Here is a 25,013-nt window from a genome sequence, read left to right as displayed (position 1 = left end):
TCCTTCGGAGCCTCGAACAAGGCAAAAACCCATCAGCTACACCCCACCGCTCTGGGCATCCAGGGCACCAACCCCAGACACCTACAAACTTAGGGAGAATCCCGTGAGCGACATCAACGACCTGGTCGAACGCTACCTCGCCGTCTGGAACGAGACCGATCCCACCGCCCGCGCCGCGCAGATCGCCGACCTGCTCACCGACGACGCCGAGTACACCGATCCGCTGGTGTCGGTGCGCGGTCACGCCGGCCTCGACGCGGCCGTCGCCGCCGTTCAACAGCAGTTCGCCGGACTGGAATTCGGTCTCGGCGGCCCGATCGACAGCCACCACGGCATCGCCCGCTTCACCTGGCACCTGGGCCGGCCCGGCGAGGAGCCGCTGGTGATCGGCTTCGACGTCGCCGTGCTCGGTGACGACGGCCGCATCCGCCAGATCCTCGGCTTCCTCGACAAGGTGCCCACCGGCGCCTGATCCCTCCCCGACACTTCTCTCCCCCTCCCAGAAAAGGACCGGTCATGTACTTCACCACCACCGACGGAACCACCCTCGCCTACGAGGACTACGGCACGGGCGAGCCGATCGTCTTCGTCGCCGGCGCCATGCTCAACACCGAGATGTGGGAGTACCAGATTCCGTACTTCGCCGACCGCGGCTACCGCTGCATCGCCCTGGACCGGCGCGGCCACGGCCGCTCGGATCGCCCGTCCACCGGCTACGACATCGACACCACCGCCGACGATCTCGGTGCCCTGCTCGATCATCTCGACCTGCGCGGCGCCACCCTGGTCGGGCACTCCACCGGCGGAGCGGAGATCGCCCGGTATCTGGCCCGCCACGGTGAAAGCCGCGTCGCCCGAGTGGTTTTCCTCGCGGCGATCCTGCCCTTCATGAAGGCCACCGACGACAACCCCGACGGCATCCCGGAGGCGATGCTCGACGCGCTGCTGGACAGTGTGCGCACCGATCGCGGCCGGTGGCTGGCCCGCCAGTCGCAGATCTACTTCAACACCCACCTCAACCCGGACGTCTCGCCGGAACAGGTCGACATCACCTACCGTCAGTGCCTGTCCACCGCGCCGTGGGCGACGCTGCACATGCAGCAGGCGGTCTTCCACTGCGACAACCGGGAAGCGTTGCGCGGCATCACGGTTCCCGCGCTGATCGTGCACGGCGCCCTGGACTTCTCCGCGCCCGCCGAGGTCACCGGCCGGCGCACCGCCGAACTGATGCCGAATGCCGTCTACAAGGAGTACCCGACCGCCGGTCACGGCCTCTACACCTCGCACGCCGCCGAGTTCAACAACGATCTCCTGGAATTCGTCAAGGGCTGAGCGAAACCCTTGTCCCGCAGCACAATCACCGAGGAACACCCATGTCCACACCCACCCTGCTCGCCCCCGGCACCCGCCCGGCGAGCGCACCACCCGCACGCGCCACCCTGCTCGTCCTGCTGGCCGGGATCTTCATGGCCACTTTGGACTTCTTCATCGTCAACGTCGCGATCCCCGACACCCAGGCCGATCTGCACGCGAGCAGCGCCACCATGCAGTGGGTGGTCGCCGGCTACGGCCTGGCGGTCGCGGCCGGACTGATCACCGGCGGGCGACTCGGTGACCTCTACGGCCGCCGCCGGCTCTACGGCCTGGGCATGGCGGTGTTCACCGTCGCATCGCTGGCCTGCGCGTTGGCCGGGGGCACCGGCGAACTGGTCGTCGCCCGGATCGCGCAGGGCGCCGGGATGGCGCTGCTGATGCCGCAGGTTCTGGGCATCATCAGCGTGGTGTTCACCGGCGCGCGCCGAGTGCGCGCCTTCGCCGCCTACGGGCTTGCGATGGGCCTGGCCGCGGTCTTCGGCCAGCTGATCGGCGGACTGTTGATCCAGGCCGATCTGTTCGGACTGGGCTGGCGCACCATCTTCTGGATCAACGTGCCGGTGGGTGCGCTCACCCTCGCGGTGCTGGCCCGGCTGGTGCCCGAATCACGCGGAGACGGCGGCACCCGGCTGGACCGGCTCGGCGTCGGCCTGATCGCGACCGCCCTGGTGGCGGTGGTGTTGCCGCTGATCCAGGGCCGGGAACAGGGCTGGCCGCTGTGGACCTGGATCTCACTGGCCACCGCGGCCGTGCTGGTCGCCGTCTTCGTCGCCGCGGCACGGCGATCGGCGGCCCGCGGCGGGGAGCCGCTGGTGAATCCCGCCCTGTTCGCCGAACGCTCGTTCGCGGTCGGTTCGATCATCGCGCTGAGCTACCAGATGACCATGGGATCGTTCTTCCTGTTCCTGGCGCTGTATCTGCAACAGGGGCGCGGCCTGTCGGCCCTGGGGTCGGGCCTGCTGTTCCTCGCGCTGGGCGCGGCGTACCTGTGCACCTCGATGCTGTCGGAGCGAATGGCGGCACGGATCGGGCGGCAGGTCGTCGCCGTCGGAGCGGTGCTGCAGGCCGGCGGATATCTGCTCCTCGCGCTCACCGCGCACGAGCTCGGCGGCAGCGGTTCGGTGCTCGACCTGCTGCCGGCGATGATCGTCGCGGGGGCGGGGATGGGCCTGGCGCTGGTGCCGATGCCCGGCATCGTGCTGGCGGGCGTGACGCCGGAGCACGCGGCCGCCGCAGGGGGCGTGCTGGCCACCGCACAGCAGGTCGGTGGCGCGGTCGGGATCGCGGTGGTCGGCATCGTCTTCTACGACCGGCTCGCGGCGCCCGGCGGATTCGTGCCGGCGTTCGTCGCGAGCCTGGTGCCGATGGCGCTGCTGTGCCTGCTCACCGCGGTGCTGGTGCAACTGCTCCCGTCCCCCCGCCTCCGCAAGTAGACATTCGCGGCCCCCGGTGTTCGCCACCGGGGGCCGCGGCATGTCCGCATCCGTCAATGCAGTTGCTCCGCAATGGTTTTCAGCTCGCCGCGCGAGGTCACCCCGAGTTTCGGGTACGCCTTGTAGAGGTGGTAGCCGACGGTGCGATGACTGAGGAACAACTGGGCGGCGATATCCCGATTGGACAGGCCCTGGGCGGCGAGGCGAGCGATCTGCAATTCCTGCGGGGTGAGACCCGTTACCGCGGGAGGTCGCGAATCCGATTGTGTGCCGGGCCCTCCCGGGGCGGCGCCGGTCGCGACGAGTTCGGTGCGGGCGCGTTCGGCCCAGGGGCGCATGCCGATTCGCTCGAACATGTCCAGCGCCTCGGTCAGCACCGTTCGCGCCTCGCTCTTGCGGCGGGCCCGGCGCAACCATTCGCCGTAGAGTTGCGCGGTGCGGGCGTATTCGACCGGACGCGCCTCGCGGTCGTGCAGCCCCAGCGCCCGTGTGAAGTGCGCTTCGGCGCTGTCGTCGTCGGACAGCAGTGCGCGGCAACGCAAGACGAGCGCCTCGGCCCATGGCTGCCGGACCACCTCGGCCCAGTCGGCGAGCCGATCGGCGTGGGGTTCGGCCCGGCCGGCGGCGCCGACCCGCACCGCCGCCTCGACCAGATCGGGTATCGAGCGCATCGCGCACAGGTGATGGCGCAGCGGGTCGCGGGTCAGCCGCTCGAAGCGCGACAGCGCGGATTCGGCTCGGCCCGAACCGAGTTCGAGCAACCCGAGCGACCAATGCGCCCACGCCGCACCGGGCGAGACGGAACCCGGTGTGCTGTCGGCGAGCCCCGCCTCGGCGTACTGCCGGCACCGTTGCTCGTCGCCCTCGGCGGCATGAATATGCGCGAGGACGCTGCTGAGCTGGCTGACCCATTGGCGCTGGCCCAGATCTTCGGCCAGCCGCAGCGCCTCGGCCGCGGTGGTTCGCGCATCGCGCAGACGACCGGTGAAGATCTCCACTTCGGCGGCGAAGAACAACGTGGTCGGCAGCCGGCCCGCGGCACCGTTGCTGCGATAGTCCCGGGTCAGCGCATCGGCCGGACCATAGACGGCGGCATCCTGGCCGCTGGCCAGCGCCACGCCGCACAGCATCAGCCGCACCTGATCCGGTATCGGTCCGCGCCGCGCGGATTCTTCCAGCGTTTGCGTCAATTCCGGTGGCGCGCCGGCGGTGTCGCGAGGATCCAGAACGCTCGCCATATAGGTCACGACCGGACGCAGGGGATCCGTGTCGGCCAGCGGCACGGCGGTCAACTGCGCCACGCAGTCGCGGACATGCTGTTCGCCCAGGTACCAGCCGGTGTGCAGGGCCTGGACGAGCATGGTCGCCGCCAGTGTGGGATCGCGGTCGGCGACCTGCGCGGCGCCGTCGCGCAGCAGGGCGTCCGCCTCCGCGAAACGGCCCTGCCAGAAGTGCGCGAGGCCTTCGACATGCGCGAGGCGAGCGCGCAATTCGATTGTCGCACCCGCTCTTCCGGCCGCACGGCGGGCGAGCCCCGCGGCGAGCTCCAGATCGCCCGCGTTCAAGGCGGATTGGGCGGCCAGCGCCTCACGGTGCGCGCGCAATCCGGGCTCCGCGGTGAGCCGGGCGGCGCGTTCGTAGGCCGCGGCCGCCGCTTCGTGGCCACTGCGGGCGAGCGCACGCGCGGCCGTATCCTCCAGGGCCGCAGCGACGTCCGCATCCTGGTCGGTGGCCGCCGCGGCGGCGTGCCAGGCGCGGCGGTCGGCGTCGGCGGGACCGTCGAGCGCGGCCGCCAGTGCGCGGTGCGCGGCCACTCGCTGTCCCAGCGGGGCTCGCTGGTACACGGCGGCCCGGATCAGCGGATGGCGGAAGGCGATCGTCTCCGCCGTCTCACCGCGCACCAGCAGTCCTGCCTCCTCGGCCGGGGCCAGATCGTCGATTCCGGCGCCGACGGCCGCCGCGGCGCGCAATACCGCCGACAATTCGCCGGACTCCTCGGCCGCGACGATCAGCAGCACGTCCTGCGTCGACTTCGGCATCCGGCTCACCTGGCCGTGGAAGGCCAGCTGCAAGCGATCGGTCAACGCCAGCGCGGCGGGATGGGCCGCGCCGGGACCCTCGCCGCGGGTGGCATCGGCCAATTCGAGCAATGCCAGCGGATTGCCCTGTGCCTCGGCCAGGACCTGCCGGCGTACCCCGGCGGGCAGTTCGCGACGGTCGAGCAGCGCGGCGGCGGCCTCGGAGTCGAGCTCGGCGATGCGCCGTTCGGGCAGGTCGGCGGCCCGGGCGAACGCGGCACCGTCGCGGGCGGCGAGGATGATCACGACCCCCTCGGCGTACAGCCGTCGGGCGGCGAACAGGATCGTGTCCAGTGAGGCACGGTCGAGCCATTGCGCGTCGTCGATCAGGCAGACCAGCCCGGTATCGCCGGCGTATTCGGTGAGCAGCGACAACACCGCCAATCCGACCAGCATCGCATCGCCGCCGGGATCGTCGCCGAGGCGCAGGGCCGCCTCCAGCGCCGCCCGCTGGCGCACCGGCAGGGCGGGCAGATGTGCCAGCGCCGGCCGCAGCAGCAACTGCAGTCCGGCGAACGGAAGTTCGGCCTCGATTTCCACCCCCGCGCCGCGCAGCACCCGCAGGTCGCCGCTGAGGTCGGCGGCGTGGTCGAGCAGGGCGGTTTTACCGATTCCGGGTTCGCCGCGCAGCACCAGCCAGCCGCTCTCCCCCGCGCGGGCCCGGTCCAGCAGGGCGGCGATCGCCGCGGTATCGGCCGCGCGCCCGTACAGCTCAGCCATGGGACCGCGGGGTGGCGGCCGCCACGAAATGGATCACGAACACCGGACCGATGATCGCATACCGCGCATCACCGGTATTCCCACGTGCGCGCCTCCCGCCGCGGCCGCCGGTTCGACAGCAGAATGCAGCTCATGAGCGATTGGAACACCGCGATCATCGAGGAATTTCGAGCCAACGAGGGCCGCGTCGGCGGCGATTTCGAGGGCGCGCCGATGGTGCTGGTGCATCACCGCGGCCGCAAATCCGGCAGCGAACTGGTGACACCGATGATGTACCTGGCCGACGAGGAGAATCCCGACGCCATCTACGTTTTCGCGTCCAAGGCCGGGGCTCCGACCAATCCGGACTGGTACTACAACCTGACCACCGCCGGGTCGGCGGAGATCGAACGCGGCACCGACCGCTATCCGGTGTCGGTGACGGAGGTGACCGGTGAGCGCCGCGACCGGATCTTCGCCGAACAGGCCCGCCGCTATCCCGGATTCGCCGGCTACGCCCGCAAAACCGAAGGCATCCGCACCATTCCGGTGCTGGAACTGCGACGCGCATGACCGGTCCGGTACTCGTCCGCGGCTGCGGACGTGTACCGGCCACCGCCGATCAGGCGGATTCGCGCACCGACTCCGTCGAAACCATCTCTCCCCCAGCGGATTGCGCGCGTGCCGTCCGCTCGAGCACGGCCAGCGCGACGGCCGCGAGCGCCCCGATCGCGGCGAAGCCGCCCCACACCAGCGCGTCGAGTCCGGCCGACCGCGCGGCGTCGACCACCACGCCGGTGACGAGGTTGCCGGTCAGTATCCCGACTCCGACCACCGTGTTGTACAACCCGTAGTGGGTGGCCACGAGTGCGCCTCCGGACAGCGAGACCACCGTATCCATTTCGAACGGGAAGACCGCCGCGGTCCCGACCGCCAGAATCGCCGCCGAAATCAGCAGCGCCGCAACGGCAGCCACCGTGCCGAACGGCCGCGGCCCCGGTATCAGCAGCAGCGGCAGGAAGGACGCGGCCAGCACGCCCATGCCGGCCACGAGACCGCGGCCGGTCCCCCACCGGCGGCGAAACCATGCGGTGATGCGCAGCTGCCCAGCCACCGCGACGACCCCCGACACCACGAACAACGCCGAAGTCAACGCCTGCGCGTGGGCGGGGCTCAGATATTCGGCCTGCAACGGCAGCGCCAGATAGACCTGGAACGACAGCACGTACGAGCCGATCATCGCGACGGCGAAGGCCAGGAATCGCCGGTTGGCGAGTACGGTCCGCCAATCCTCGAGCACCGTCGTGCGCACTGCGGGATCGCCCGCCCGCCGCGGCGGCAGCGCGAACAGTTGCGCGAGCGTCAGCACCGCGAAGACCACGGCGGCGGCCGCGGCGGTCACCCGGAAGTCGGTGACCAGCAGGGCGAGCCCGGCCAGCGGACCGACGAGGATACCGGCCTGATAGAAGATGTTGAAGACCGCGAATGCCTCGACCCGGCGTTCACCGGTCTCCGCGGCCAGGTACGCGCGCACTGCCGGATTGAACAGCGCACCGGCGAAACCCGTTGCGGCCGAGGCGATCAGCAGCATCGGCAGGGAGGTGGCGAAGATCAGCAGAGCGAATCCCGCCGTGCGCAGCAGACAACCCGCCACGATGAGCGGTTTGTAGCCGAGCCGGTCGGCGAGCGTGCCGCCGACGAGGAACATGCCCTGCTGGGAGAAGTTGCGCACGCCCAGCACCAGCCCGACCGCCCACGCCGCCAGACCGATCGGCCCGGCGAGATATCCGGCCAGGTACGGCATGAGCATGTAGAAGCCCAGGTTGATGCCGAACTGGTTGATCATCAGCAGCCGAGCCGCCGGGTCGAAGCTGCGGAATCGGGCGAGGAGACTCATGCGGCGGGCTCCGGGTCGAAGGTGCGGGGGTCGACGACGGTGGTGCAGCGAGTCCACGAGGTCACCACTCGCTCGCCGGGATGGCCGATCGTGTCGGGCTCGACGGGCGGATCGGCATCGAGCAGACCGTGTTCGTCGCAGTAGGCGTCGTTGTAGACGGTGTCGGCGTAGCGGTGCGGCCCGTCGGGAAAGACGGCGGCGATCCGGGTGCCGGTGTCGTGCACGCGCGCGGCCCAGCCCGCCACCAGCGCCACCGCGCCGACACTCCAGCCGCCGCTGGCGTGATGGGTGGCGGCCAGCGTCCGGCAGGCCCACACCGCCTCGGCCGGTGCCACCCAATGGATTTCGTCGAAGGCGGCGTAGTCGACGTTGCGCGGATGGATGCTCGAGCCGAGCCCACGCATGAGGCGCGGCCCGGCCGGCTGACCGAAAATCGTCGAGGACACGGTGTCGACGCCGATCAGCCGCAGCCGCGGATTGTTCCGGCGCAGCACCCGCGCCACGCCCGCGGAATGCCCGCCGGTCCCGACCGCGCACACCAGCACATCGACGCGGCCCAATTGCTGCACCATTTCCAGGGCCAGCGATTCGTAGCCGTCCACATTGTCGGGATTGCTGTACTGGTCGGGGCTCCAGGCCTCCGGTTCGGCGGCCAGTAGAGCCGCGACCCGATCGCGGCGCGCCTGTTGCCAGCCGCCGGCCGGATGCGGCTCGGTGACCGTCTCCACCTGCGCGCCGTAGGCCCGCAGCAGTCGCGCCACCATCGGTTCCATGCCGGGGTCGGTGACCACGGTTACCGGATGCGCATACACCATCCCCGCCAGCGCGAGGCCCAATCCCAAGGTGCCGCTGGATGATTCGACGATGCGCGCGCCGGGGCGCAGATCGCCGCGATGTTCGGCGCGGCGCACCATGTGCAGCGCCGGGCGGTCTTTCATACCGCCCGGATTGGCGCCTTCGAGTTTGGCCCAGAAGCCGCGGCCGCGACCGCTCAGCGGTTCGCCGATCCACAGCACCGGTGTATTGCCCACCAGGCCACGCGGGCGCTGCGCCGGGATCGGTGCTGCCGGAATCGGCTGTGGGTGGTCGAGCACGATGTCGTCCATGACTGTCGCTTTCGGTATCTCCGCCCGGTGCGGGCGGGACGGATGCGGGCAGCGGACACCGGCCGCCGGCATGGGGGCCGGCGGCCTGTCGCTGACCGATCAGCGGCGGGCGATACCGAAATGCGTCAGAATGTCGCGACCGGTGCGCGGCGGCGGGCCGGGTGGTCCGCGCACGGCGGTCGCGAGAAAATGCCACGTGGCTGCGGTGGCGGGCTCCACCGCAGCCCACAGATGGCCCGGTGGCCAGAGTTTCGCCGGATCGGCCGGGAGCACCGAGTCCAGCACCATGTGCCGGTCGTGCGCACAGCAGTCGTCCCAGGCGGGCAGATGGGAACCGAGGTGGACGAGTGCCGATTTCGCGGCGGCGGAGGAGACAGCGGCGCCGGATGTCTCCGCCTCGGCGACCGTGCAATCGGTATGCAGCGCGACGAGAGTGAGGAGGAAGACGAAGATCAGGGCTGCGACACCTCGCCGCGGCCGAAGCACGGAACTCACCGCGTTCGCACCCGCCGCTCGGGCGCCCGCAGCAGCGAACAGCCACGGTGCCGGGGCACGGGCCGGGTCGGACACCGATCCACCAACCCAGCCTCCTCACCGCGAGTGTCTTTGCCGCGCAACACCTTCGCACGGCGCTGCCGAACACCGGACCGGTGGCCGTCCCAGCAATGGGGACCGCCACCGTAGCCTCGTTTACATCTACTACTTATGTACGTAACTAGTAGATCATAGCCGCCGAGAAGGCGGCCGCCGCCGAAGCGACACCTCGCAATATACCCCTAGGGGGTAGAAATACCAACTGCCGGGAACCGGCTGCGCTCACTTCGTCTCGTCGCGCGACTTCTCCGAAAGTCTGGAACCGAGCGTTTTCAATCCGGCCCGGATACGGGCCTTCGCGGTAGGCAGCGGGATACCCAGATCCTGCGCCACCTCCGGATAGGTGCGGCCACCGTAGAAGGCGAGCAGGATCGCCTCCCGCTGGCGATGACCCAGCCGGTGCACCTCCCCCGCGACCGACCGCTCGTCGAGCCGCTGCGTCACCTCGTCGAATACCACATCGCATTCCGGCTGATACTGATTGCGACCGAACGCGCGTTCCCGGTCCGCCAGCGATTGTTCCGAGCGCACCCGGTCGACCGCACGCCGGTGCGCGAACATCATCAGCCAGGCCATCGGGCTGGCCCGCCCGGCGTCGTATTCGCCGGCCGCGGCCCACGCCTGCAGATAGACCTCCTGGCTCACCTCCTGAGCCAATCCGGGGCTGCGCAGAATAGCGGTCAACCGTGCCATCAGGCGGGAATTGGTGCTGCGATAGAAGGCGGCGAAGGATTCGGCGTCCCCGGCCGCGGACTTGTGCAGCAAGGTAGCCAGCTCCGCTGCCGTGATGGGGGTCGAACTACTCTGACGGTAACGCTGATCGATGTCCATCGCACACCGTTTCGTTTCGCGGGATAGTCGTTACCTGCGGTGAGAATCGGCTTTGTCGCCGAATCGCCCTGTTCACTCCTTGCGCCACCGAGCGCCGATGCTCGCGGCCGAACGCGTGATACCCGATCCGAGCCGCTGGAACCGGCCGAGAGGTGTCGTCATAATCAACGACATATCTAGCATCGAAAGCTGAGTGCCAGATGTTAACCACAAAAATGGAACAATCTCGAGAACGTCGAAATTCCGCGATCGGAGCCGCCGCGCCAACCGAGGATTTCGACAGCTTTCCGGGCTCCGTCCCCGGCGCCTACTCAGGCGTGAATCCGAGCCCGACGGTTGTCACACCCGCCTCGCGGAATGCCGCGAAGACCTATCCGGCGGCTAGGGACATCGCGGTGTGCGGGTCCCGACAGCCGCGTAGGCCGGATCGATCGGTCCGGCCTACGCTGTCGAGTCCGTCGTAGCGATTCGGGTCAGCGACCGCCGTGGCTGTGCTGACCGCCGGCCTGCTTGGCCGCGGTCGGCTGCGCCTGGGCACCCTTGCGCCCGGCTTCGTGCGGATCGGCGGCGTTGCGCTGGCCGAAGCTACCCGTGCTGGCCTGTCCGCCGCGACGAGCCTGTTCCTCGGTGTCGCTGCGGTTGCCGAACTGTCCGGGATTGTTCTGGTCGGCCATTGCGGACCTCCTTCGCAGTAGGGACCTCTTCGATCGCGACCGGCGTACTGCCCGGCCACATCAGAGGCTCTACCCGGGCCTCCCGAGGCTATGCGCCGAGATCTCGACCGATTGCGAAAGCACTGGTCGGACACGTAAATATCTTGCGGCACCAGGCAATTCGGACACCGAGGCCGAGGACCACGGCCGCGATCACGCGGCGGCCGGGTCGAGCACCACCTTCACCATGCCGTCGGCCTTGCGCTGGAAGTCGTGATACACCCGCGGCGCCTCCGACAGCGGAAGCCGATGGGTGGCAAAGGTTTCCACCCCCAGCGGATCACCGTCCTGCAGGAGCGGAAGGATGTCACCCACCCACCGCTTGACGTTGGCCTGGCCCATCCGCAGCTGAATCTGCTTGTCGAACAGGATGCGCATCGGCAACGGGTCGGCCATCCCGCCGTAGACCCCGGACAGCGAGATCGTGCCGCCGCGCCGCACGATGTCGATGGCGCTGTTCAATGCCGCGAGCCGGTCCACACCGACGGTATCCATCAGCTTCTGCGACACCATCGCCGGCAGATAGCCGGCCGAGCGCTGCGCCATTTCCGCGACCGGTGATCCGTGCGCCTCCATACCCACCGCGTCGACCACACTGTCGGGGCCCCGCCCGTCGGTGCGGTCGCGGATCACATCCCCGATCGAGGCGCCGATCTGTTCCAGATCGACCACCTCCACACCGCGATCGGCCACCCGGTGCAATCGTTCCGGCACCCGGTCCACACCGATCACCCGGTATCCGCGATGGGCGGCGATCCGGCACGCCATATCCCCGATCGGACCCAGCCCCAGCACCGCCACCGAGCCGCCGTCGGGCACGCCGGCGTATTCCACGGCCTGCCACGCCGTCGGGAGTACATCCGACAGATACAGGAAGCGACTGTCGTCGGGACCGGCCGGAATCGGGATGTGGGTGAAATCGGCGTGCGGAACCCGCAGGTACTGTGCCTGCGCGCCCGGCACCTGCCCGTAGAGCTTGGAATATCCGAACAGGGCTGCGCCGCTGCCGTATTCGCGCACCTGGGTGGTCTCGCACTGCGTCGGCAAACCGGTATCGCACATGACACAGTGCCCGCAGGCGATCTGGAACGGCACCACCACCCGGTCACCCACCGACAGCGACCGCACTTCCGAGCCGACGTCGACCACCACCCCGATCGGCTCGTGGCCGAGAACGTCACCGGCACTCATGTACGGGCCGAGCACCTCGTAGAGGTGCAGATCGGACCCGCACACACCCGAGGAGGTCACGGCAATGATGGCATCGGTCGGTTCCTCGATCCGCGGGTCGGGCACCTCGTCCACCGAAATCTTGCGGCGGCCCTGCCACGTCACTGCTTTCATCGTGTCACCTCGATCTGCATTTGTGCTGGATACGGCCACCGTCGGCCTACCCGCCGCCCGGATGGCCAAACGAACGGGCGCGCCGCCGACGGTTTGCGGCAGGCGATTGGGGGCACGCGGAGCACATGGCTGGAAACGAATCCGACGAAGACCTGCTCACCTCGACCGAGGGACTGGATTCCGACGATGTGGGCAACGACGACGGCGACGAGATCGTGGAACCGCCCGACGACTGGTCGGGCGTCGACAGCTACGGCATGACGGCCGGCGAGCAGCGCACCGAACGGCCACTCTCGCAACGTCTGGCCGAAGAGGAACCCGATGTGGGGACCAGGCCGCCCGCCGAGCCGGCGCTTCCGGAATCCGGTGCGACCGAAGGCCTGGATTCGATCCGCACCGGATCACCCGGCGGCGCGAGTGACACCGAGGCCGTAGAGGAGATCGTGCGGCGCGAATCCGGCACCGACGACTCCTATTTCCCGCTGCCCGACGAGTAGCGACTCACCCGGGGGTGGCGGCGATCGCGGGCCCGGTCACGTCGTGCAGCGCACGGCTGACCGCGCTCACGACCGTCGAATGGATCGGCAGTTGCCGGGTCACCGAATTCAGTTCGGCGATCCGCATGATCGTCCGGGACTGGGTGACCAGGCACAGATGCACGCCCGCGGACCGGTAATGCTCGGCTTCGCGGGCCAGTGTCAGCAGGGAGCGCCAGGACAAGAAGCTCAGGCAATTGGTGTCGATCACCACGATGCGCATACCGCTTTCGGCAGCGGCACGTATGCGTTCAGACCATCCGGGCATCGTGTAGCTGTCGGCCTCACCGCGGAACGACAGCACCAGCGCCGGGCCGCGGGTGCGCACCACCGCGGACAGGCGCGCCTCGGCGACGCGAGAGGTGCCGGATTCACCGGCGGGGGTTACGGAACGTAATTCGGCGCTCGAGCTCATTGAGGTCTCCAACCGGAGCCGAGGGCAACGGGCGCGAGCCCGCTGCGGGCGTCCTACCACTTGAAGACCGACCCGCCTCTCCTTCATAACAGACACACAGCGGTCTGTACAGCCGAAACGGCATAAGCCCAGCTCCAGCGTATGTGCCGCAAGCGCCGCGAAACGCGGCGAGGCCCGGACCGGGCGCATCTGCTGCACCGGTCCGGGCCCCGGGACGAGGAGTTGTGCCGGACGAGATCAGTGATCGAAGGCGTCCTTGACCTTCTCGCCCGCGTCCTTCAGGTTCGACTTGGTCTGATCGGCCTTGCCCTCGTTCTTCTTGTCGGGATCGCCGGTGGCGGCACCGAGCTTCTCCTTCGCCTGGCCGGCGGCGTCCTCGAGCTTGTTCTTGGCCTTATCGATGGCACTCATACCGTGCTCCTTCCGAATTTGCCGGACCACCCGCACGATGCGGGTCGCATTGATGGCGATAACCACGCAGGTGCGGGTCAAACATGTGGCCGATCGTGGCGAAGATCCACTCCGAACGCCGTTTGTCCGGGGCGGGAACGGTTATTCTCCGACCGTGCCTCTGCCGGTTGTGGTGGGAGAGTGAAATGGTGCGTACTACCTACGCGGTGCTGCGGGCCGGACGGATCGCGCCGTGGACCCGCTCACCGTTGATGCGCCGCGCCGACCGCTTCGAACAGGCGCTGCGGCTCGCACTGGTGGTGGGCGCGTTCGCCGCGATCCTGCTGGCCGTCGCCGCCGGCACCGCCCAGTATCGGGCCGAACTCGCCTCGATCCACGCGGACAACGCCATGAAAACCGCTGTGACAGCGGAGGTTACGAGCGATCCGATCCGGATGCCGGCACCCAGCGGCATGTTCGCCGATCAGCTCCGCGCCGAGGCGCAGTGGAGCCGCGACGGCCAACCGGGCCAGGCGATGGTCGACGTCGACGGCACCACGCATCGCGGCGACCGGATCCCGTTGTGGCTCACCACCCACGGTGATCCGACCACACCGCCGATCGCCGACGACGCCGCGGTCGCCAAGGGCATCGCCACCGGCACGGCCGCCCTGCTCGCCTGCTGGGCGCTGGCCTACGCACTGGCCCGTAGCGCCGGTTACGCACTGGATCGGCGCCGGGCCGGCGAATGGGAGCGCGAATGGCGGCGGATCAGCCCGCACGTGGGACACGGGCACTCCTGAGCGCCGACGTCGGCCGAAGGCCGTCGCACGTGTTGCCTCAATCCGGCAGTCGGCGCATCTCGATCAACGTCAGTCCCAGGGCATCGATGCGGGCCAGCACGCTGCGCATCGCGGTGTAGTCCTCGAGCGGGCCGAACAGCGCGGTGGTGCCGGGCGCGGCCACGCTACTGCGGGCCAGTTCGGGAAATTCGGCGCAGATGTCGCCGGACAGCTCCCCGGCGACGATGAATTCGTAGCGCACCGCACCGCCTCTCGATCCCCTGTGCCGTGCGGTGCCGCAGGCACCCCGTCGTCACCGCGGCTCAGGCCAGGGCGCGGCTCTTCAGCTGCTCGAACTCCTGCGCGGTGATCGTGCCCTCGTCGAGGAGCCGTTTGGCGTCGGCGATCTGGGTGGCCGTATTGGTTCCGGCCACCTCCTTGATGTAGGCGTTCTGCGCCTCCTCGGTCTCCTTCGCCGCCCGAGCCGAACGCTGCGCCATGCCGCCGCCACGCACGATCAGGTAGACGAGCGAGGTGAGCAGCGGCAGCACGAACATGAACACCACCCACACCGCCTTCACCCAGCCCGACGTGCCGCGATCCCGGAACAGATCGGTGAAGATCCAGAACAGCAGCATCAGATACGCGGCGAACGCGAAACTCATGATGATCAGCCAGAACACATCCCACACGGGCATGACGTCTCCTCGATGACAGCGTCCGGCTTCCTCCGAACGGCTTCCCGCGACCGTGCTTCCACCGGCAGCAACCACCGCGGTACGCCGACCAGTTCACGCCTCGGACCCCGTGCGGCGCTTCACCCGTTGCGGGTGAGCTCGTGTGCGACGCCACCGGACTCCTGCCCGTGACGGGAAACCCGCACGCCGCTGGGCTCACGGCGGCGACGCGAGCGGCGCCACCGCGAACCACAGCATTCGTCCTGTCGACGCTATCGGCGCCGCCCGCTCAGGTAGTCCGACACCACTGCCGCACCCAGGCCGTCGAGATCCGGGGCGATGACGCGGCCCCCGCTGCGGCGTGCCATCAGGTCGACGAACGCGGCGAGCCTGAAGTTTTCGCCGAGGATGAACACCGAGACCGACGCACCGAGCTTCGCGAGGACGTCGACCTGGGCCATGGTGACCGCGAGGGTCCGGGAGTCGGGCGGCCAGTTGAAATACGAGCTGCCGTCGGGTTCCAGGTGGGCGGTGGGCTCGCCGTCGGTGACCACCAGGACCACCGGCACCGCGTCGGGGTGGCGGCGCAGGTGGCGGGCGGCGAGCAACAGGGCGTGGTGCAGGTTGGTGCCCTGTTCCCAGACCGCTTCCAGGCCGGTCAGTTCCGCGATGTCGACCGTGGTGGCGTGGCGGCCGAAGGTCACGACTTCCAGTGCGTCGGAACGGAATCGGGTGCTGATCAGCTGATGCAGCGCCAGGGCGGTCCGCTTCATCGGCAGCCAGCGTCCGTCCTGCACCATCGACCACGACGTGTCGACGCAGAGGGCCACCGCCGCGCGGGAGCGCTGATCGGTTTCGATGATCTCGACATCCGAGACCGACAGCGATACCCGGCGGCTCCCCGTCGACGCCGACCGAAGAACCGCGTTGCGCACGGTCTTCGACACATCCCACGGTTCGGTGTCGCCGAAGCGCCACGGCCGCGTCGCGCCCGTGTGTTCGCCGGCCGCCCCGGCCGTCACCGTCTCCCGCTGTCCGCGCTGAGCGCGCAACCGCCCGATCACATCGCGCAGCGCCACCTCACCGAGACGGCGTAACGCCTTGGGGGTCAAGCGAAGCGACCCGTCGGGGGCGCGTTCGAACAGACCCTGGCGGCGCAGTTCGCGTTCCAGCTCGGCCAGCCGCGCGGCGTCGACGGCGGCGTCGGCACCGAGCTGACGGGTCAGGGCGTCGAGGTCGATATCCTCGAGCCGGGCGCCGGGATAGGACTGGCCGAGTTGTTCGGCCAGCGCGTCCATTTCGGCCAGATCCTGCATCGCCTGTGCGCCCTCGCCGAGACCGAGCGGGTCCTGGCCCCGGAATCGCTGCCCCGAATCCCAGTCCTCACCCGGACGCAGCGCGCGCAGCGCGGCATCCAGCGCCGAAACCTGTTCGGCGATACGCGGATCGCCGAAGGCCTGGCCGATCAGTTCGCTCAACTCCGCCTGCTGCTGCGGCGAGAGCGAATTCATCATCCGCTGCGCGGCGGCCGCCCGCGCCGCCAGCGCGTCGATCAATTCCTCTGTGTTGCGGGGGTTTTCGGGAAAGAACTCGCCGTGTTCGGCCATGAACTCCGCGAACTGCCGCTCGGTGTTCTCGCCGCGGGCGTGGGCGGCGAGCAGCCGGTTCAGATCCGACATCATCTGCCGCACCCGCTCGACATCCTCGGGCGTGGCATTCTCGAGCGCCTGCTTCATTCCCTGGAAGCGGGAGTCGAGCAGTTCGCGGCCGAGCAGTTCCCGTATCTGCTCGTAGTTGGCGCGCCCCGTCTCCGAGCGCCACTGGTAGTCGGCAAGTTCGGTCACCGCGGCGGCGGTACTCGACGGCAGCGCGTCGAGTTGCGCCTCGGCGAAGCGGGCATCATCGGCCGGGTCGGGGAACAGCGCGGTGCGTTCGGCCTCCAATGCCTGGTCGAGCAGTTCCCGCACCTGCTGCAAGGTGCCGTCGAGGCGGTGCTGCCGGGTGAGCTCGGCACGGCGTTGCCACAACCGCCGGGTCAGCTCGTCCAGCCCGGGCGTGCGGCCGGTGCCGCGGCGCAGCAGCTCCTCCAGGGCGGTGCGCGGGGAGCTGCCGTCCATCACGTCGCGGCCGATGGAATCCAGCGCCTCCCGGAGATCGACCGGCGGCGCCAGCGGATCGGGACCGTCGTGATAGGGGCCGTAGGAGTAGCGGTCGGGAGTCGTCATGAGCCGTAGGTCGCTGTGCCGTCGTCGGAGTCCTTGGCCAGCTGACGACTCAAATACAGTGACTCCAAAGCGAATTCGACGGCCGCGGCGATACGCGCCGGCGAATCGGTCGACCGGGTGCCGAGCCGCTCGGCCACCCGCGCCAGCACCGGCAGCTCGGGCAGCGCCGAGAGCACCTCCTGGCCCGGCACCCGTTCACCGGTGGTGACCGGATGGCCGGCGCTCACCGCCTCGGCCAGCGGCCGCAGATCCACCCCGGCCAACCGGCGGCGTGCCGTCTCGGCGAAGGCGCGCCGCAGCAGATGGGTGAGATGCTCGGTTTCGCGGCCCTCCTCGCCGGATTCGAATTCCACCTTGCCGCGCAGCACCGCGGGCACCGACTCCAGGTCAACCGGGCGGGCGACGGCGGGATGTTCACCGGTCAGCGCGGTCCGGCGCAGTGCGGCGGCGGCCACGGTCTCGGCAGCCGCCACCGCGAAGCGCGCCGAGACACCGGAGCGCTGATCGACGGCCGGCGATTCCCGCAGCTGGCGCACGAAGCGGGCCAGAACCTCGAGCAGCGGATCGCCGACCTCGGCGACCAGCTCGGCCTCCTGACGCACCAGCGCGGTCTCGGCCTCCACGTCGAGCGGATAGTGGGTGCGGATCTCGGCGCCGAACCGGTCCTTGAGCGGAGTGATGATGCGGCCGCGGTTGGTGTAGTCCTCCGGGTTGGCGGTGGCGACCAGCAGCACGTCCAGCGGCAGCCGCAGCGTGTAGCCGCGCACCTGGATGTCGCGCTCCTCCATCACGTTCAGCAGCGCGACTTGGATCCGTTCGGCGAGGTCGGGCAATTCGTTGATGGCGACGATGCCGCGGTGGGCGCGCGGGACCAGCCCGAAGTGGATGGTTTCCGGATCGCCCAGGCTGCGGCCCTCGGCCACCTTCACCGGGTCGACATCGCCGATCAGGTCGCCGACCGAGGTGTCGGGCGTGGCGAGCTTCTCGGCGTAGCGTTCGCTGCGGTGACGCCACGCCACCGGCAGGTCGTCGCCCAGTTCGGCCGCGAGTCGCCGGCCCGCCGGGCTGATCGGTGCCAGCGGATGTTCGCCGAGTTCGGCGCCGTCGATCACCGGCGTCCATTCGTCGAGCAACCCCACCAGGGTGCGCAGCAGCCGGGTCTTGCCCTGGCCGCGCTCGCCGAGCAGGACCACGTCGTGGCCGGCGAGCAGCGCCCGCTCCAGTTGCGGGACGACGGTGCGGTCGAAGCCGACGATGCCGGGCCACGGATCGGTCCCGGATCGCAGTGCGGCGAGAAGGTTCTCGCGGATTTCGGATTTCACCCCGCGCGGCTGATAACCGGCGGCGCGCAGTTCGCCCGCGGTGGCGGGCAGATGCTGAGGAACACTCACCCCAGCGACGCTACGACGATCTTGCGAGTCCGACAACGATTGTGTCGGCTCACTTCGCGGCGGCGGGCGGGGCGGGCAGGCTGTGCAAGGCGCCGACCACGGTGGAATGGATGGGCAAATCGGCGGTCAGCGGGTCGACCGCCGCCATCCGCGCGATCGTCGGCATGCGGCTGACCAGGCAGATCGCGACACCACGTCGACGCTGGTCGGCGGCTTCCTCGGCCAGCGCGACCAGTGCGCGCCAACCCAGGAAGCCGAGGCCGCCGGTATCCACGACCAGCGGCCCGCCGTGGGCTGCCGCGAGCGCCGCACCCTCGTGTACGAGGCGGCGCCAATCATCGAGAGTGCACGCATCGGCCTCGCCTCGCACCGACAGGACGACCGCGGCTCCGTGGGTGCGCATGATCGCACTGAGCCGGGCCTCGGGGCGACCCGGGACGGGAAGGGAACGGTGATGACCGATTCGGAATGTGGCGTTCGTCTTCATGTGCGATCTCCCAGGCGAAATCGACATGTGCAGTGCCCCGCTTTTTCGAGGCAAATCCCGCTGTCACATTTCTAACAAAGACGAAGCGGTCTGTATAGCCCGTCGGCGTACGGTTGCCGACCGCGACGCTGGGTAGCCGAGACTCGACTGTCCCACGCATGTGAGGAGCCCCCGCAATGCAGATCGGTTACAAACTGGCGTCGGAATCCTATGGACCGCGCGAACTGATCCGACAGGCGATTCGTGCCGAGGCGGCCGGATTCGACTTCGTGGAAATGAGCGATCACTATCATCCGTGGCTCGACAATCAGGGCCACTCGCCCTTCACCTGGACGGTCTTCGGCGCCATCGCCGAACGCACCGAACGCATCCGCCTGGTCACCGGCGTCACCTGCCCCACCATCCGGTATCACCCGGCGATCGTGGCGCAGGCCGCTGCCACCTTGGCGCTGGTGTCGGACGGACGCTTCGACCTCGGGGTCGGCTCCGGTGAGCGGCTCAACGAACACGTGGTGGGCCGGGAGTTTCCGCCGATCGATATCCGCCAGCGCATGTTGCGCGAGGCCCTCGAGATCATCCGGCTGCTCTGGCGCGGTGGGTATCACACGTATCGCGGTGAGTACCTGTCGATTTCGGACGCGCGGGTGTTCGATCTGCCCGAGCGGCTGCCCGATATCATCGTCGCCGCCGGTGGCCCCGACGCCGCCCGCCTCGCCGCCGAACTCGGCGACGGGCTGTTCGCGACCGACCCCGAAGCGCAGATCGTCGACACCTATCGCGGCGCCGGCGGGCGCGGCGGCGGCTACGCCGAGGTCGGAATGGCCTGGGCCCCCGACGAACAGACCGCGGCGCAGGCCGCATTGGACACCACCCGCTGGGCGCTCACGGGATGGAAGGTGATGAGCGAGCTGCCGAATCCGGTGAATTTCGCCGCGGCGACCACCACCGTGCGGCGCGACGATATTCTCGGGCAATTCGCGTGCGGTTCCGATCCGAAACGCTATCTGGAAGTCGCGCAGCAATATGTGGATGCCGGATTCGATCATCTGGTGATGCAGAACGCCGGACCCGATCCGGAAGGATTCATCGACTTCTATCGCAGCGAACTCGATGCCCCCCTGCGCGAATTGACTCCGGCGAGCTGAAATTCGACGGCCGGCGCGCAACTCGGGGGTCCGGCAATACGATTGCCGGACCCTCGCCGTGCCCCGTGCGGTGATCCTCAGGCGGTGTTACCGTGCCGGCGCAACCGCCGGAATTCCACCGTCACCGGATAGCCGGCCACCGCCGAATCGAAGGGGGCGGTGGTGGCCTCGAGCGAGTCGGTGATTGATGTCAGCACATGCCAGCCCAGTCCGTCCCGGTGCAGCGCCTCCGGCGTGACCGCTACCGCGGTCACCGCCACCGACATCCGGTCACCGTCGTAGCCGAAATCGCATTCGATCGACGATCCGGGCACGGCACGTTCGATCAACGCGGTGGCGATCTCGTCCAGCGCCACCCGGATATCGGTCACCTCGTCGAGTGCGAATTCGGCCATCAAAGCGACCGTTTCGGCCAGAGCGCGCAGCATGAGCAACTGGCGCGCTTGGGCGAGTACTCGCACGCCGACGACCGAACCCGCAGGCGCCGGGTCCGCCGACGGCGAAATCCACTCGCTCAAGGACACGTCCTCTCCTTCCGCCCCGCAGGCGCGTCTCCGCATTTTTCCGCTCGTCGTCGCCGATACCCTGCCATCCGGGGAACCAAACGTCGGAGGGGGACCGGGCAGGCGGCGGTCCGCGATTGACGGCGCCATCGCCGGGTACCCGCAGGTCGAGCGGGTATGTGCCGTTCCGGTGCGACCCCGAGGAGGAGGTGCGGATGCGGCGCGGCGGTGTCGTGGCGGAGGCGGCGGCCTGGTGGCTGATCTGTGTGCTGATCTGGCAAGCCACGGTGACGGTCGCGGCGTGGGAGGAGTTGATCGCCGCCGCGGTGCCGGCGCTGCCGTGCGCGGTGGCCGCGTGCGCGGCGCGACGTGCGGTCGGCGGCAGTTGGCGGCCCCCGGCCCGGTTGCCGCGGTGGGTGGCGCGCACCGCCCTCACCGTGGTTCGAGACGGCGCCGGAGCGCTCGCGCTGGTGGCGCGCGGCCGGCGTCCGGCCGGGCGGTTCATCGAATTACCCTTGCCCCAAACCGGTTCGACTGCACAGCAAGACGGACGGGAAGCGGCCGCGACGATTCTGCTCTCGGCGACACCCGGTTCCCTGGTGGTCTACTCCGATCCCGAACATTCCCGGATCAGGCTGCACACCCTGCCGCTGCCCGAGTCCGCGCTGCAACGTGCGGTCCGCGACCCGGACCGGCGACGCTGATGTGGACCGTCGCCTCGATCGCACTGCTGGCGGGTGCCCTGCCGCCGGGAATCTGGTTGTCCGCGCGCGGTATCGCAGCCCACCGGCTGGTCGGAATGCAAATGGTCGGAACAGTCGCGGTGCTGGCGCTGATCACGATCAGCCTCGCCGTTCGCCGCCCCGATTATCTGATCGTGGCGACGGTGCTGGCATTGCTCGCCTTCGCCGGAACCCTGGTGTTCACCCGGCTGACCGGGGCCGGCGATGACTGACCCCGCCACGATCGCGGCCGGCGTCGTACTCGGCGCGGCGGTCGTGGTGGCGGTGGCGGCGTCCTGGTCGGCGCTGCGACCGCGCGGGGTGTACGCGCGGCTGCACTATCCCGGCATGCTCGCGTCGGTGACCGGGCCGCTGCTGACACTGGCGGTCCTGCTGGACTACGGCCCCGGTCTCACCACCGCGATCGTCGCTCTCACCGCGGCACTGCTGTGGGTCACCGCACCGGTGTCGTCGGCGGCGATCGGCAAACTGAATGTCGTTCTGGGCGAACGGAAATCGTGATGGACGTACTGATCATCCTCGCACTGGTCCTGGTAGCGGTGGCGGCCACCGTCGTGGTCTGCACCGAGAACCCGCAGCGCCAAGCGGTGACGCTGGGCGTCTACGGGGCGCTGCTGTCGCCACTGTTCCTGCTGCTCGGCGCACCCGACGTCGCACTGTCGCAGATCGCGGTCGGCACCGCGGTGGTGCCACTGATGGTGTTGCTGGCCGTGCGGTCGGCGCGCCGGCGGAGACGCTCGTGAGCACCCGGGCGCGCCTCGTGGTGGTCGCCGCCGGAGCCCTCGGACTGGGTGTCGCGCTGATCGTCGCGATACTGCGAATTCCGAGTTTCGGCAACGACTTCCACCCCTACCGCGATGCCGCGGTGGCCGAGGCGCTGCACCGCAACAGCCCGAATGTGGTGTCCTCCATCAACTTCGATCAGCGCGGGTTCGACACCCTCGGCGAGGAAGCCATCCTGGTGGCGGCCGTGGTCGGGGCCGCCACACTGCTGCGCCGCACCTCCCAGCCCCGGCCATCGCGTCCGGCGATCGACCCGTCGTCGCGTCCACCGCTGCTGGCCGCCACCCGCCTGGCGGGCTATGTCCTGCTGCCGGTGACCTTGCTGATCGGCGCCGACGTCGTCGTGCACGGCCACCTGACCCCCGGCGGCGGCTTTCAGGGCGGGGTGGTGCTGGCCACCGGACTGCACCTTTTATATGTGGCCGGCGACTATCGCGCACTGCGGCGGGTCCGGCCGCTGGTCTGGTACGAGACGGGGGAAGCCGTCGGCATGGGCGCGGTCCTCGCACTCGGCGCCGCCGGGCTGGCGGCCGGCACCGGATTCCTGTCCAACTTCCTGCCGAAGGGCACGAGCGGACACCTGTTCTCCGCCGGCACCGTCGCACTGTTCAGCTGCGCGGTCGGCATCGCGGTGGGCAGCGGCATCGTCGTACTGCTCGCCCAGTTCCTCGACGAGTATCTGGGCGCCGACGAAGGGGCGAGATGAGCGTATTCCCGTATCTGGTCGCGGGGTGGATCCTGTTGATGGGACTGTTCGGCGTCGTCCGCAGCCGCCATCTCGTCCACACCGTGGTGTGCGTATCGGTGACCCAGTCGAGTACGTACGTGCTGCTGCTCGCCGTCGGATATCGGAAGGGGGCGACCGCGCCCATTTTCGGGCAGGCCGATCCGCCCGGTTCGCCGGTGGTGGACCCGGTGGTGCCGGCCATGGCCTTGACCGACATCGTGGTGTCGGCGACGGTGAGCGCGCTGCTGCTGGCGCTGGTGATCCAGGTGGCCAAGCGGCACGGCACCGTGGTGCCCGATGAGCTGCACGCCCTGCGCGGCTGATGGGCGGTTCCGCGAGCGCGCTGCCGCCGCTGATCGTCACGGTGCCGATCGCCGGCGCCTGCGTACTGCTGCTCCTCGGGCGGATCGCACCCCGTCGCCTTGTCGACGCCCTCGCGCTGCTCACCGCATTGGCCACCGCGATCCTGGCCGGGTGGCTGCTGGCCGCGACGGGGTCGGGCGCGGTGGTGACCTGGGTCGGCGGCTGGCATCCCGGGCCGCGGTTCGCGGTGGGCATCGTGCTGATCGCCGACCGGCTGGGCGCGGCCATGGTGCTGCTGATCGCCGTGCTCGCGACCACGGCGCTGCTGTTCGGCTGGCGCTATTTCGACACCGTGCGCGCACACTATCCGGCGCTGCTGTTGCTGTTCACCGCGGGCATGGCGGGCTACGCCCTCACCGGCGACCTGTTCGACATGTTCGTCTTCTTCGAGCTGATGAGCGTGGCCGCGTACGCCCTGACCGGTCTCGAGATCGAGGAGCCCGAAGCCGTACAGGGCGGCTTGAATTTCGCGGTCGTCAATTCGCTGGGCGCCTATCTGTGCCTGTTCGGCATCGGACTGCTCTACGCGCGAACCGGTCAGCTGGGTCTGCCGCAATTGAGCCTCGCGCTGTCGCAGCGGACGCCGGATGCGCTGGTGCTCATCGCATTCGGGCTGATCGCGACGGGCTGGCTGGTGAAAGCGGCGGCGGTGCCGTTTCATTTCTGGCTGGCCGACGCGCACGCGGTCGCCCCCACTCCGGTGTGCGTCCTGTTCTCGGGCGCGATGGCGCCGCTGGGGATCTACGGTGTGGCGCGGGTCTATTGGGCCGTGTTCGACACCGTGCTGCCGGCCGCGGGCGTCCATCGGATGATGCTGGTGCTGGCCGTGTGCACCGCGCTGCTGGGCACCGTGATGTGTGTCCTGCAGCGCCATATCAAGCGACTGCTCGCCTATTCGACCATCGCCCACATCGGCCTGTTCCTGCTCGGCCTGGCCGCATTGACTCCGGAGGGCGTGGCGGCCGCGGCGGTGTATCTGGCCGGGCACGCCGCGGTGAAGGGCGCGCTGTTCCTCATGGCGGGAATCCTCTTGTCGCGGTATCGATCTCTCGACGAGGTGCGGCTGTACGGTCGCGCCCGGCGACACCGGGTGGTGGGCGCGGCGTTCCTGCTGGGCGGACTCATGCTGAGCGGAATTCCGCTGTCGGGCACCGGTTTCGGCAAATCGCTGCTGGAGGAGTCGGCGCATTCGGTACCGCTGACCGTGCTCGTGATCGCGGTGTCGGCGCTGACCGGCGCCGCGGTGCTGCGGGTGGGGTTGCGCGTATTCTTCGGCGTCGGCCGTCCACCCCGGCCGGCATCGGAGGCGGACGAGACCACCGGTGCGCACGAGACTCCCGATGCCGACACCCCGCCCGGTCGCATTCCGGCGACGATGCTCGCGGCGGTGTTCGCGCTGTTGAGTGCCGGTGTGCTGAGCGGACTTCCGGGACGATTCGGCCGTGAGGTGGCCGCGGCGGCAGCGCAATTCTGCGATCGGATCGGCTATCGAGACCGGGCGTTGTCGGGAGTCGTCTCGGCGCAGTCCGCGCCGGATCTGAGCTGGACGCTGCACGGAACGATCCTCGGCCTGGTGTCCGCCGGGGCCGCGGTGACGCTCGCCCTGCTCGGCATTTACCGACGAAACATACTGGAGGACAATGATTCTCGACCGGCCGCGGTGATAGCGGTGCGGCAGGGTCTGCACCGGTTGCACAGCGGGCATCTGGGCGACTACGCGGCGTGGCTGGTGTTCGGCTGCGCGGCCGTCATCGGACTGCTGTGGGTGGGGTGAGGC

General features: G+C 69.4%; 29 protein-coding genes. 14 read left to right on the top strand and 15 right to left on the bottom strand.

From position 1 onward, the window contains the following. Nucleotides 1–103: 103 nt before the first annotated feature. Genes IG65_RS0130495 through IG65_RS0130485 form a run of 3 tightly spaced genes read left to right on the top strand, consistent with a single transcriptional unit; the run spans nt 104 to nt 2,807 of the window. Nucleotides 104–472, top strand: a complete 369-nt coding sequence (locus tag IG65_RS0130495; RefSeq protein ID WP_030518412.1) for a nuclear transport factor 2 family protein — start codon at nt 104–106, stop codon at nt 470–472. 44 nt (nt 473–516) lie between these two features. Beyond that, the gene (locus IG65_RS0130490) at nt 517–1,332 is read left to right on the top strand and encodes an alpha/beta fold hydrolase (RefSeq protein WP_030518411.1); all 816 of its coding nucleotides are present in this window, start codon (nt 517–519) and stop codon (nt 1,330–1,332) included. 41 nt (nt 1,333–1,373) lie between these two features. Then, nucleotides 1,374–2,807: an MFS transporter gene (locus tag IG65_RS0130485; RefSeq protein WP_030518410.1), complete on the top strand. Its 1,434-nt coding sequence runs from the start codon at nt 1,374–1,376 to the stop codon at nt 2,805–2,807. 53 nt (nt 2,808–2,860) lie between these two features. Here IG65_RS0130485 and IG65_RS0130480 read toward each other — a convergent pair whose 3' ends face one another. Continuing rightward, on the bottom strand, nt 2,861–5,605 hold the full coding sequence (locus IG65_RS0130480; RefSeq protein WP_030518409.1) for an AAA family ATPase: 2,745 nt from the start codon (nt 5,603–5,605) through the stop codon (nt 2,861–2,863). Between the two features lie 123 nt (nt 5,606–5,728). On the opposite strand from IG65_RS0130480, the gene IG65_RS0130475 reads away from it, so the two are divergent. Next, nucleotides 5,729–6,157, top strand: a complete 429-nt coding sequence (locus IG65_RS0130475) for a nitroreductase family deazaflavin-dependent oxidoreductase (protein WP_030518408.1) — start codon at nt 5,729–5,731, stop codon at nt 6,155–6,157. Nucleotides 6,158–6,206: 49 nt separating this feature from the next. On the opposite strand, the gene IG65_RS0130470 is transcribed toward IG65_RS0130475, so the two are convergent. From IG65_RS0130470 to IG65_RS0130440, 6 genes are all read right to left on the bottom strand, one after another. After that, the gene (locus IG65_RS0130470; protein ID WP_036526169.1) at nt 6,207–7,481 is read right to left on the bottom strand and encodes an MFS transporter; all 1,275 of its coding nucleotides are present in this window, start codon (nt 7,479–7,481) and stop codon (nt 6,207–6,209) included. Further along, the gene (locus IG65_RS0130465) at nt 7,478–8,587 is read right to left on the bottom strand and encodes a PLP-dependent cysteine synthase family protein (protein WP_030518406.1); all 1,110 of its coding nucleotides are present in this window, start codon (nt 8,585–8,587) and stop codon (nt 7,478–7,480) included. Before IG65_RS0130465 ends, IG65_RS0130470 begins: the two co-directional genes overlap by 4 nt. 99 nt (nt 8,588–8,686) lie before the next feature. Continuing rightward, complete coding sequence (locus tag IG65_RS0130460) at nt 8,687–9,082, bottom strand: hypothetical protein (protein ID WP_030518405.1); 396 nt, start codon at nt 9,080–9,082, stop codon at nt 8,687–8,689. 321 nt (nt 9,083–9,403) lie between these two features. After that, nucleotides 9,404–10,012, bottom strand: a complete 609-nt coding sequence (locus IG65_RS0130455; protein ID WP_051757236.1) for a sigma-70 family RNA polymerase sigma factor — start codon at nt 10,010–10,012, stop codon at nt 9,404–9,406. 473 nt (nt 10,013–10,485) lie between these two features. After that, on the bottom strand, nt 10,486–10,686 hold the full coding sequence (locus IG65_RS0130445) for a hypothetical protein (protein ID WP_030518403.1): 201 nt from the start codon (nt 10,684–10,686) through the stop codon (nt 10,486–10,488). A 192-nt stretch (nt 10,687–10,878) separates the two neighbouring features. Further along, on the bottom strand, nt 10,879–12,069 hold the full coding sequence (locus tag IG65_RS0130440) for a Zn-dependent alcohol dehydrogenase (protein WP_030518402.1): 1,191 nt from the start codon (nt 12,067–12,069) through the stop codon (nt 10,879–10,881). A gap of 125 nt (nt 12,070–12,194) precedes the next feature. Between IG65_RS0130440 and IG65_RS36275 the strand changes: the two genes are divergently transcribed. Continuing rightward, nucleotides 12,195–12,566, top strand: a complete 372-nt coding sequence (locus IG65_RS36275; RefSeq protein ID WP_051757235.1) for a hypothetical protein — start codon at nt 12,195–12,197, stop codon at nt 12,564–12,566. Between the two features lie 4 nt (nt 12,567–12,570). On the opposite strand, the gene IG65_RS0130430 is transcribed toward IG65_RS36275, so the two are convergent. Together IG65_RS0130430 and IG65_RS0130425 are read right to left on the bottom strand one after the other, a co-directional pair. After that, the gene (locus IG65_RS0130430) at nt 12,571–13,020 is read right to left on the bottom strand and encodes an STAS domain-containing protein (protein WP_030518400.1); all 450 of its coding nucleotides are present in this window, start codon (nt 13,018–13,020) and stop codon (nt 12,571–12,573) included. 237 nt (nt 13,021–13,257) lie between these two features. Continuing rightward, nucleotides 13,258–13,431, bottom strand: a complete 174-nt coding sequence (locus IG65_RS0130425; RefSeq protein WP_030518399.1) for a CsbD family protein — start codon at nt 13,429–13,431, stop codon at nt 13,258–13,260. A gap of 185 nt (nt 13,432–13,616) precedes the next feature. On the opposite strand from IG65_RS0130425, the gene IG65_RS36270 reads away from it, so the two are divergent. After that, the gene (locus IG65_RS36270; RefSeq protein WP_030518398.1) at nt 13,617–14,213 is read left to right on the top strand and encodes a hypothetical protein; all 597 of its coding nucleotides are present in this window, start codon (nt 13,617–13,619) and stop codon (nt 14,211–14,213) included. 37 nt (nt 14,214–14,250) lie between these two features. Here the strand turns inward: IG65_RS36270 and IG65_RS0130415 are convergent, their stop codons facing one another. The 5 genes from IG65_RS0130415 to IG65_RS35290 form a co-directional block, all read right to left on the bottom strand. Further along, complete coding sequence (locus IG65_RS0130415) at nt 14,251–14,454, bottom strand: hypothetical protein (protein WP_030518397.1); 204 nt, start codon at nt 14,452–14,454, stop codon at nt 14,251–14,253. Nucleotides 14,455–14,515: 61 nt separating this feature from the next. Then, on the bottom strand, nt 14,516–14,890 hold the full coding sequence (locus tag IG65_RS0130410) for a PLDc N-terminal domain-containing protein (protein WP_030518396.1): 375 nt from the start codon (nt 14,888–14,890) through the stop codon (nt 14,516–14,518). A 251-nt stretch (nt 14,891–15,141) separates the two neighbouring features. Beyond that, nucleotides 15,142–17,094, bottom strand: a complete 1,953-nt coding sequence (locus IG65_RS0130405; protein ID WP_030518395.1) for a VWA domain-containing protein — start codon at nt 17,092–17,094, stop codon at nt 15,142–15,144. Beyond that, nucleotides 17,091–18,485 carry an ATP-binding protein gene (locus tag IG65_RS0130400; protein WP_030518394.1) on the bottom strand — a complete coding sequence of 465 codons (1,395 nt, stop codon included), beginning with the start codon at nt 18,483–18,485 and terminating at the stop codon, nt 17,091–17,093. The genes IG65_RS0130405 and IG65_RS0130400 overlap by 4 nt, the downstream gene beginning before the upstream one ends. Nucleotides 18,486–18,534: 49 nt before the next feature. Beyond that, nucleotides 18,535–18,888 (bottom strand): STAS domain-containing protein, encoded by a 354-nt coding sequence (locus IG65_RS35290; RefSeq protein ID WP_156055852.1) that lies wholly within the window; start codon nt 18,886–18,888, stop codon nt 18,535–18,537. A gap of 260 nt (nt 18,889–19,148) precedes the next feature. Between IG65_RS35290 and IG65_RS0130390 the strand changes: the two genes are divergently transcribed. After that, a complete protein-coding gene (locus IG65_RS0130390; RefSeq protein ID WP_030518392.1) occupies nt 19,149–20,117 on the top strand; it encodes a TIGR03557 family F420-dependent LLM class oxidoreductase in 969 nt (322 codons plus the stop codon). Nucleotides 20,118–20,194: 77 nt separating this feature from the next. Here the strand turns inward: IG65_RS0130390 and IG65_RS0130385 are convergent, their stop codons facing one another. Beyond that, nucleotides 20,195–20,641 (bottom strand): ATP-binding protein, encoded by a 447-nt coding sequence (locus tag IG65_RS0130385; protein ID WP_231509528.1) that lies wholly within the window; start codon nt 20,639–20,641, stop codon nt 20,195–20,197. Nucleotides 20,642–20,835: 194 nt separating this feature from the next. Here IG65_RS0130385 and IG65_RS0130380 point away from each other — a divergent pair, with 194 nt between their 5' ends. The 7 genes from IG65_RS0130380 to IG65_RS0130350 are packed head-to-tail and all read left to right on the top strand — an operon-like array spanning nt 20,836 to nt 25,010. Further along, a complete protein-coding gene (locus IG65_RS0130380) occupies nt 20,836–21,324 on the top strand; it encodes a Na+/H+ antiporter subunit E (protein ID WP_156055851.1) in 489 nt (162 codons plus the stop codon). Further along, nucleotides 21,324–21,575, top strand: a complete 252-nt coding sequence (locus tag IG65_RS0130375; protein ID WP_030518389.1) for an MrpF/PhaF family protein — start codon at nt 21,324–21,326, stop codon at nt 21,573–21,575. Before IG65_RS0130380 ends, IG65_RS0130375 begins: the two co-directional genes overlap by 1 nt. After that, nucleotides 21,568–21,864, top strand: a complete 297-nt coding sequence (locus tag IG65_RS0130370) for a monovalent cation/H(+) antiporter subunit G (RefSeq protein WP_030518388.1) — start codon at nt 21,568–21,570, stop codon at nt 21,862–21,864. Before IG65_RS0130375 ends, IG65_RS0130370 begins: the two co-directional genes overlap by 8 nt. Next, the gene (locus tag IG65_RS0130365) at nt 21,864–22,106 is read left to right on the top strand and encodes a DUF4040 domain-containing protein (protein WP_030518387.1); all 243 of its coding nucleotides are present in this window, start codon (nt 21,864–21,866) and stop codon (nt 22,104–22,106) included. Before IG65_RS0130370 ends, IG65_RS0130365 begins: the two co-directional genes overlap by 1 nt. After that, complete coding sequence (gene mbhE / locus IG65_RS0130360; protein ID WP_030518386.1) at nt 22,103–22,852, top strand: hydrogen gas-evolving membrane-bound hydrogenase subunit E; 750 nt, start codon at nt 22,103–22,105, stop codon at nt 22,850–22,852. The genes IG65_RS0130365 and mbhE overlap by 4 nt, the downstream gene beginning before the upstream one ends. Then, nucleotides 22,849–23,196, top strand: a complete 348-nt coding sequence (locus IG65_RS0130355) for a sodium:proton antiporter (protein ID WP_030518385.1) — start codon at nt 22,849–22,851, stop codon at nt 23,194–23,196. The genes mbhE and IG65_RS0130355 overlap by 4 nt, the downstream gene beginning before the upstream one ends. Continuing rightward, on the top strand, nt 23,196–25,010 hold the full coding sequence (locus IG65_RS0130350; RefSeq protein ID WP_030518384.1) for a complex I subunit 5 family protein: 1,815 nt from the start codon (nt 23,196–23,198) through the stop codon (nt 25,008–25,010). The genes IG65_RS0130355 and IG65_RS0130350 overlap by 1 nt, the downstream gene beginning before the upstream one ends. The last annotated feature ends 3 nt before the right edge of the window (nt 25,011–25,013 follow it).

The organism is Nocardia sp. NRRL WC-3656 (assembly GCF_000720265.1).
GTDB lineage: Bacteria > Actinomycetota > Actinomycetes > Mycobacteriales > Mycobacteriaceae > Nocardia > Nocardia nova.
The sequence above is the reverse complement of the archived record's forward strand: the minus strand, read 5'-3'. Positions and strand labels throughout refer to the sequence as shown.

What these genes read in the sequence shown, in the direction of transcription:
- IG65_RS0130425 (WP_030518399.1), bottom strand. Translation starts at nt 13,431, where the DNA reads ATGAGTGCCATCGATAAGGCCAAGAACAAGCTCGAGGACGCCGCCGGC.
- IG65_RS0130445 (WP_030518403.1), bottom strand. Translation starts at nt 10,686, where the DNA reads ATGGCCGACCAGAACAATCCCGGACAGTTCGGCAACCGCAGCGACACC.
- IG65_RS0130475 (WP_030518408.1), top strand. Translation starts at nt 5,729, where the DNA reads ATGCAGCTCATGAGCGATTGGAACACCGCGATCATCGAGGAATTTCGA.
- IG65_RS36275 (WP_051757235.1), top strand. Translation starts at nt 12,195, where the DNA reads ATGGCTGGAAACGAATCCGACGAAGACCTGCTCACCTCGACCGAGGGA.
- IG65_RS36270 (WP_030518398.1), top strand. Translation starts at nt 13,617, where the DNA reads ATGGTGCGTACTACCTACGCGGTGCTGCGGGCCGGACGGATCGCGCCG.
- IG65_RS0130410 (WP_030518396.1), bottom strand. Translation starts at nt 14,890, where the DNA reads ATGCCCGTGTGGGATGTGTTCTGGCTGATCATCATGAGTTTCGCGTTC.
- IG65_RS0130455 (WP_051757236.1), bottom strand. Translation starts at nt 10,012, where the DNA reads ATGGACATCGATCAGCGTTACCGTCAGAGTAGTTCGACCCCCATCACG.
- IG65_RS0130465 (WP_030518406.1), bottom strand. Translation starts at nt 8,587, where the DNA reads ATGGACGACATCGTGCTCGACCACCCACAGCCGATTCCGGCAGCACCG.
- IG65_RS0130350 (WP_030518384.1), top strand. Translation starts at nt 23,196, where the DNA reads ATGGGCGGTTCCGCGAGCGCGCTGCCGCCGCTGATCGTCACGGTGCCG.
- IG65_RS0130485 (WP_030518410.1), top strand. Translation starts at nt 1,374, where the DNA reads ATGTCCACACCCACCCTGCTCGCCCCCGGCACCCGCCCGGCGAGCGCA.
- IG65_RS0130490 (WP_030518411.1), top strand. Translation starts at nt 517, where the DNA reads ATGTACTTCACCACCACCGACGGAACCACCCTCGCCTACGAGGACTAC.
- IG65_RS0130370 (WP_030518388.1), top strand. Translation starts at nt 21,568, where the DNA reads ATGACTGACCCCGCCACGATCGCGGCCGGCGTCGTACTCGGCGCGGCG.
- IG65_RS0130375 (WP_030518389.1), top strand. Translation starts at nt 21,324, where the DNA reads ATGTGGACCGTCGCCTCGATCGCACTGCTGGCGGGTGCCCTGCCGCCG.
- IG65_RS0130430 (WP_030518400.1), bottom strand. Translation starts at nt 13,020, where the DNA reads ATGAGCTCGAGCGCCGAATTACGTTCCGTAACCCCCGCCGGTGAATCC.
- IG65_RS0130390 (WP_030518392.1), top strand. Translation starts at nt 19,149, where the DNA reads ATGCAGATCGGTTACAAACTGGCGTCGGAATCCTATGGACCGCGCGAA.
- IG65_RS0130440 (WP_030518402.1), bottom strand. Translation starts at nt 12,069, where the DNA reads ATGAAAGCAGTGACGTGGCAGGGCCGCCGCAAGATTTCGGTGGACGAG.
- IG65_RS0130355 (WP_030518385.1), top strand. Translation starts at nt 22,849, where the DNA reads ATGAGCGTATTCCCGTATCTGGTCGCGGGGTGGATCCTGTTGATGGGA.
- IG65_RS35290 (WP_156055852.1), bottom strand. Translation starts at nt 18,888, where the DNA reads ATGCGCACCCACGGAGCCGCGGTCGTCCTGTCGGTGCGAGGCGAGGCC.
- IG65_RS0130470 (WP_036526169.1), bottom strand. Translation starts at nt 7,481, where the DNA reads ATGAGTCTCCTCGCCCGATTCCGCAGCTTCGACCCGGCGGCTCGGCTG.
- IG65_RS0130405 (WP_030518395.1), bottom strand. Translation starts at nt 17,094, where the DNA reads ATGACGACTCCCGACCGCTACTCCTACGGCCCCTATCACGACGGTCCC.
- IG65_RS0130365 (WP_030518387.1), top strand. Translation starts at nt 21,864, where the DNA reads ATGGACGTACTGATCATCCTCGCACTGGTCCTGGTAGCGGTGGCGGCC.
- IG65_RS0130380 (WP_156055851.1), top strand. Translation starts at nt 20,836, where the DNA reads ATGCGGCGCGGCGGTGTCGTGGCGGAGGCGGCGGCCTGGTGGCTGATC.
- IG65_RS0130480 (WP_030518409.1), bottom strand. Translation starts at nt 5,605, where the DNA reads ATGGCTGAGCTGTACGGGCGCGCGGCCGATACCGCGGCGATCGCCGCC.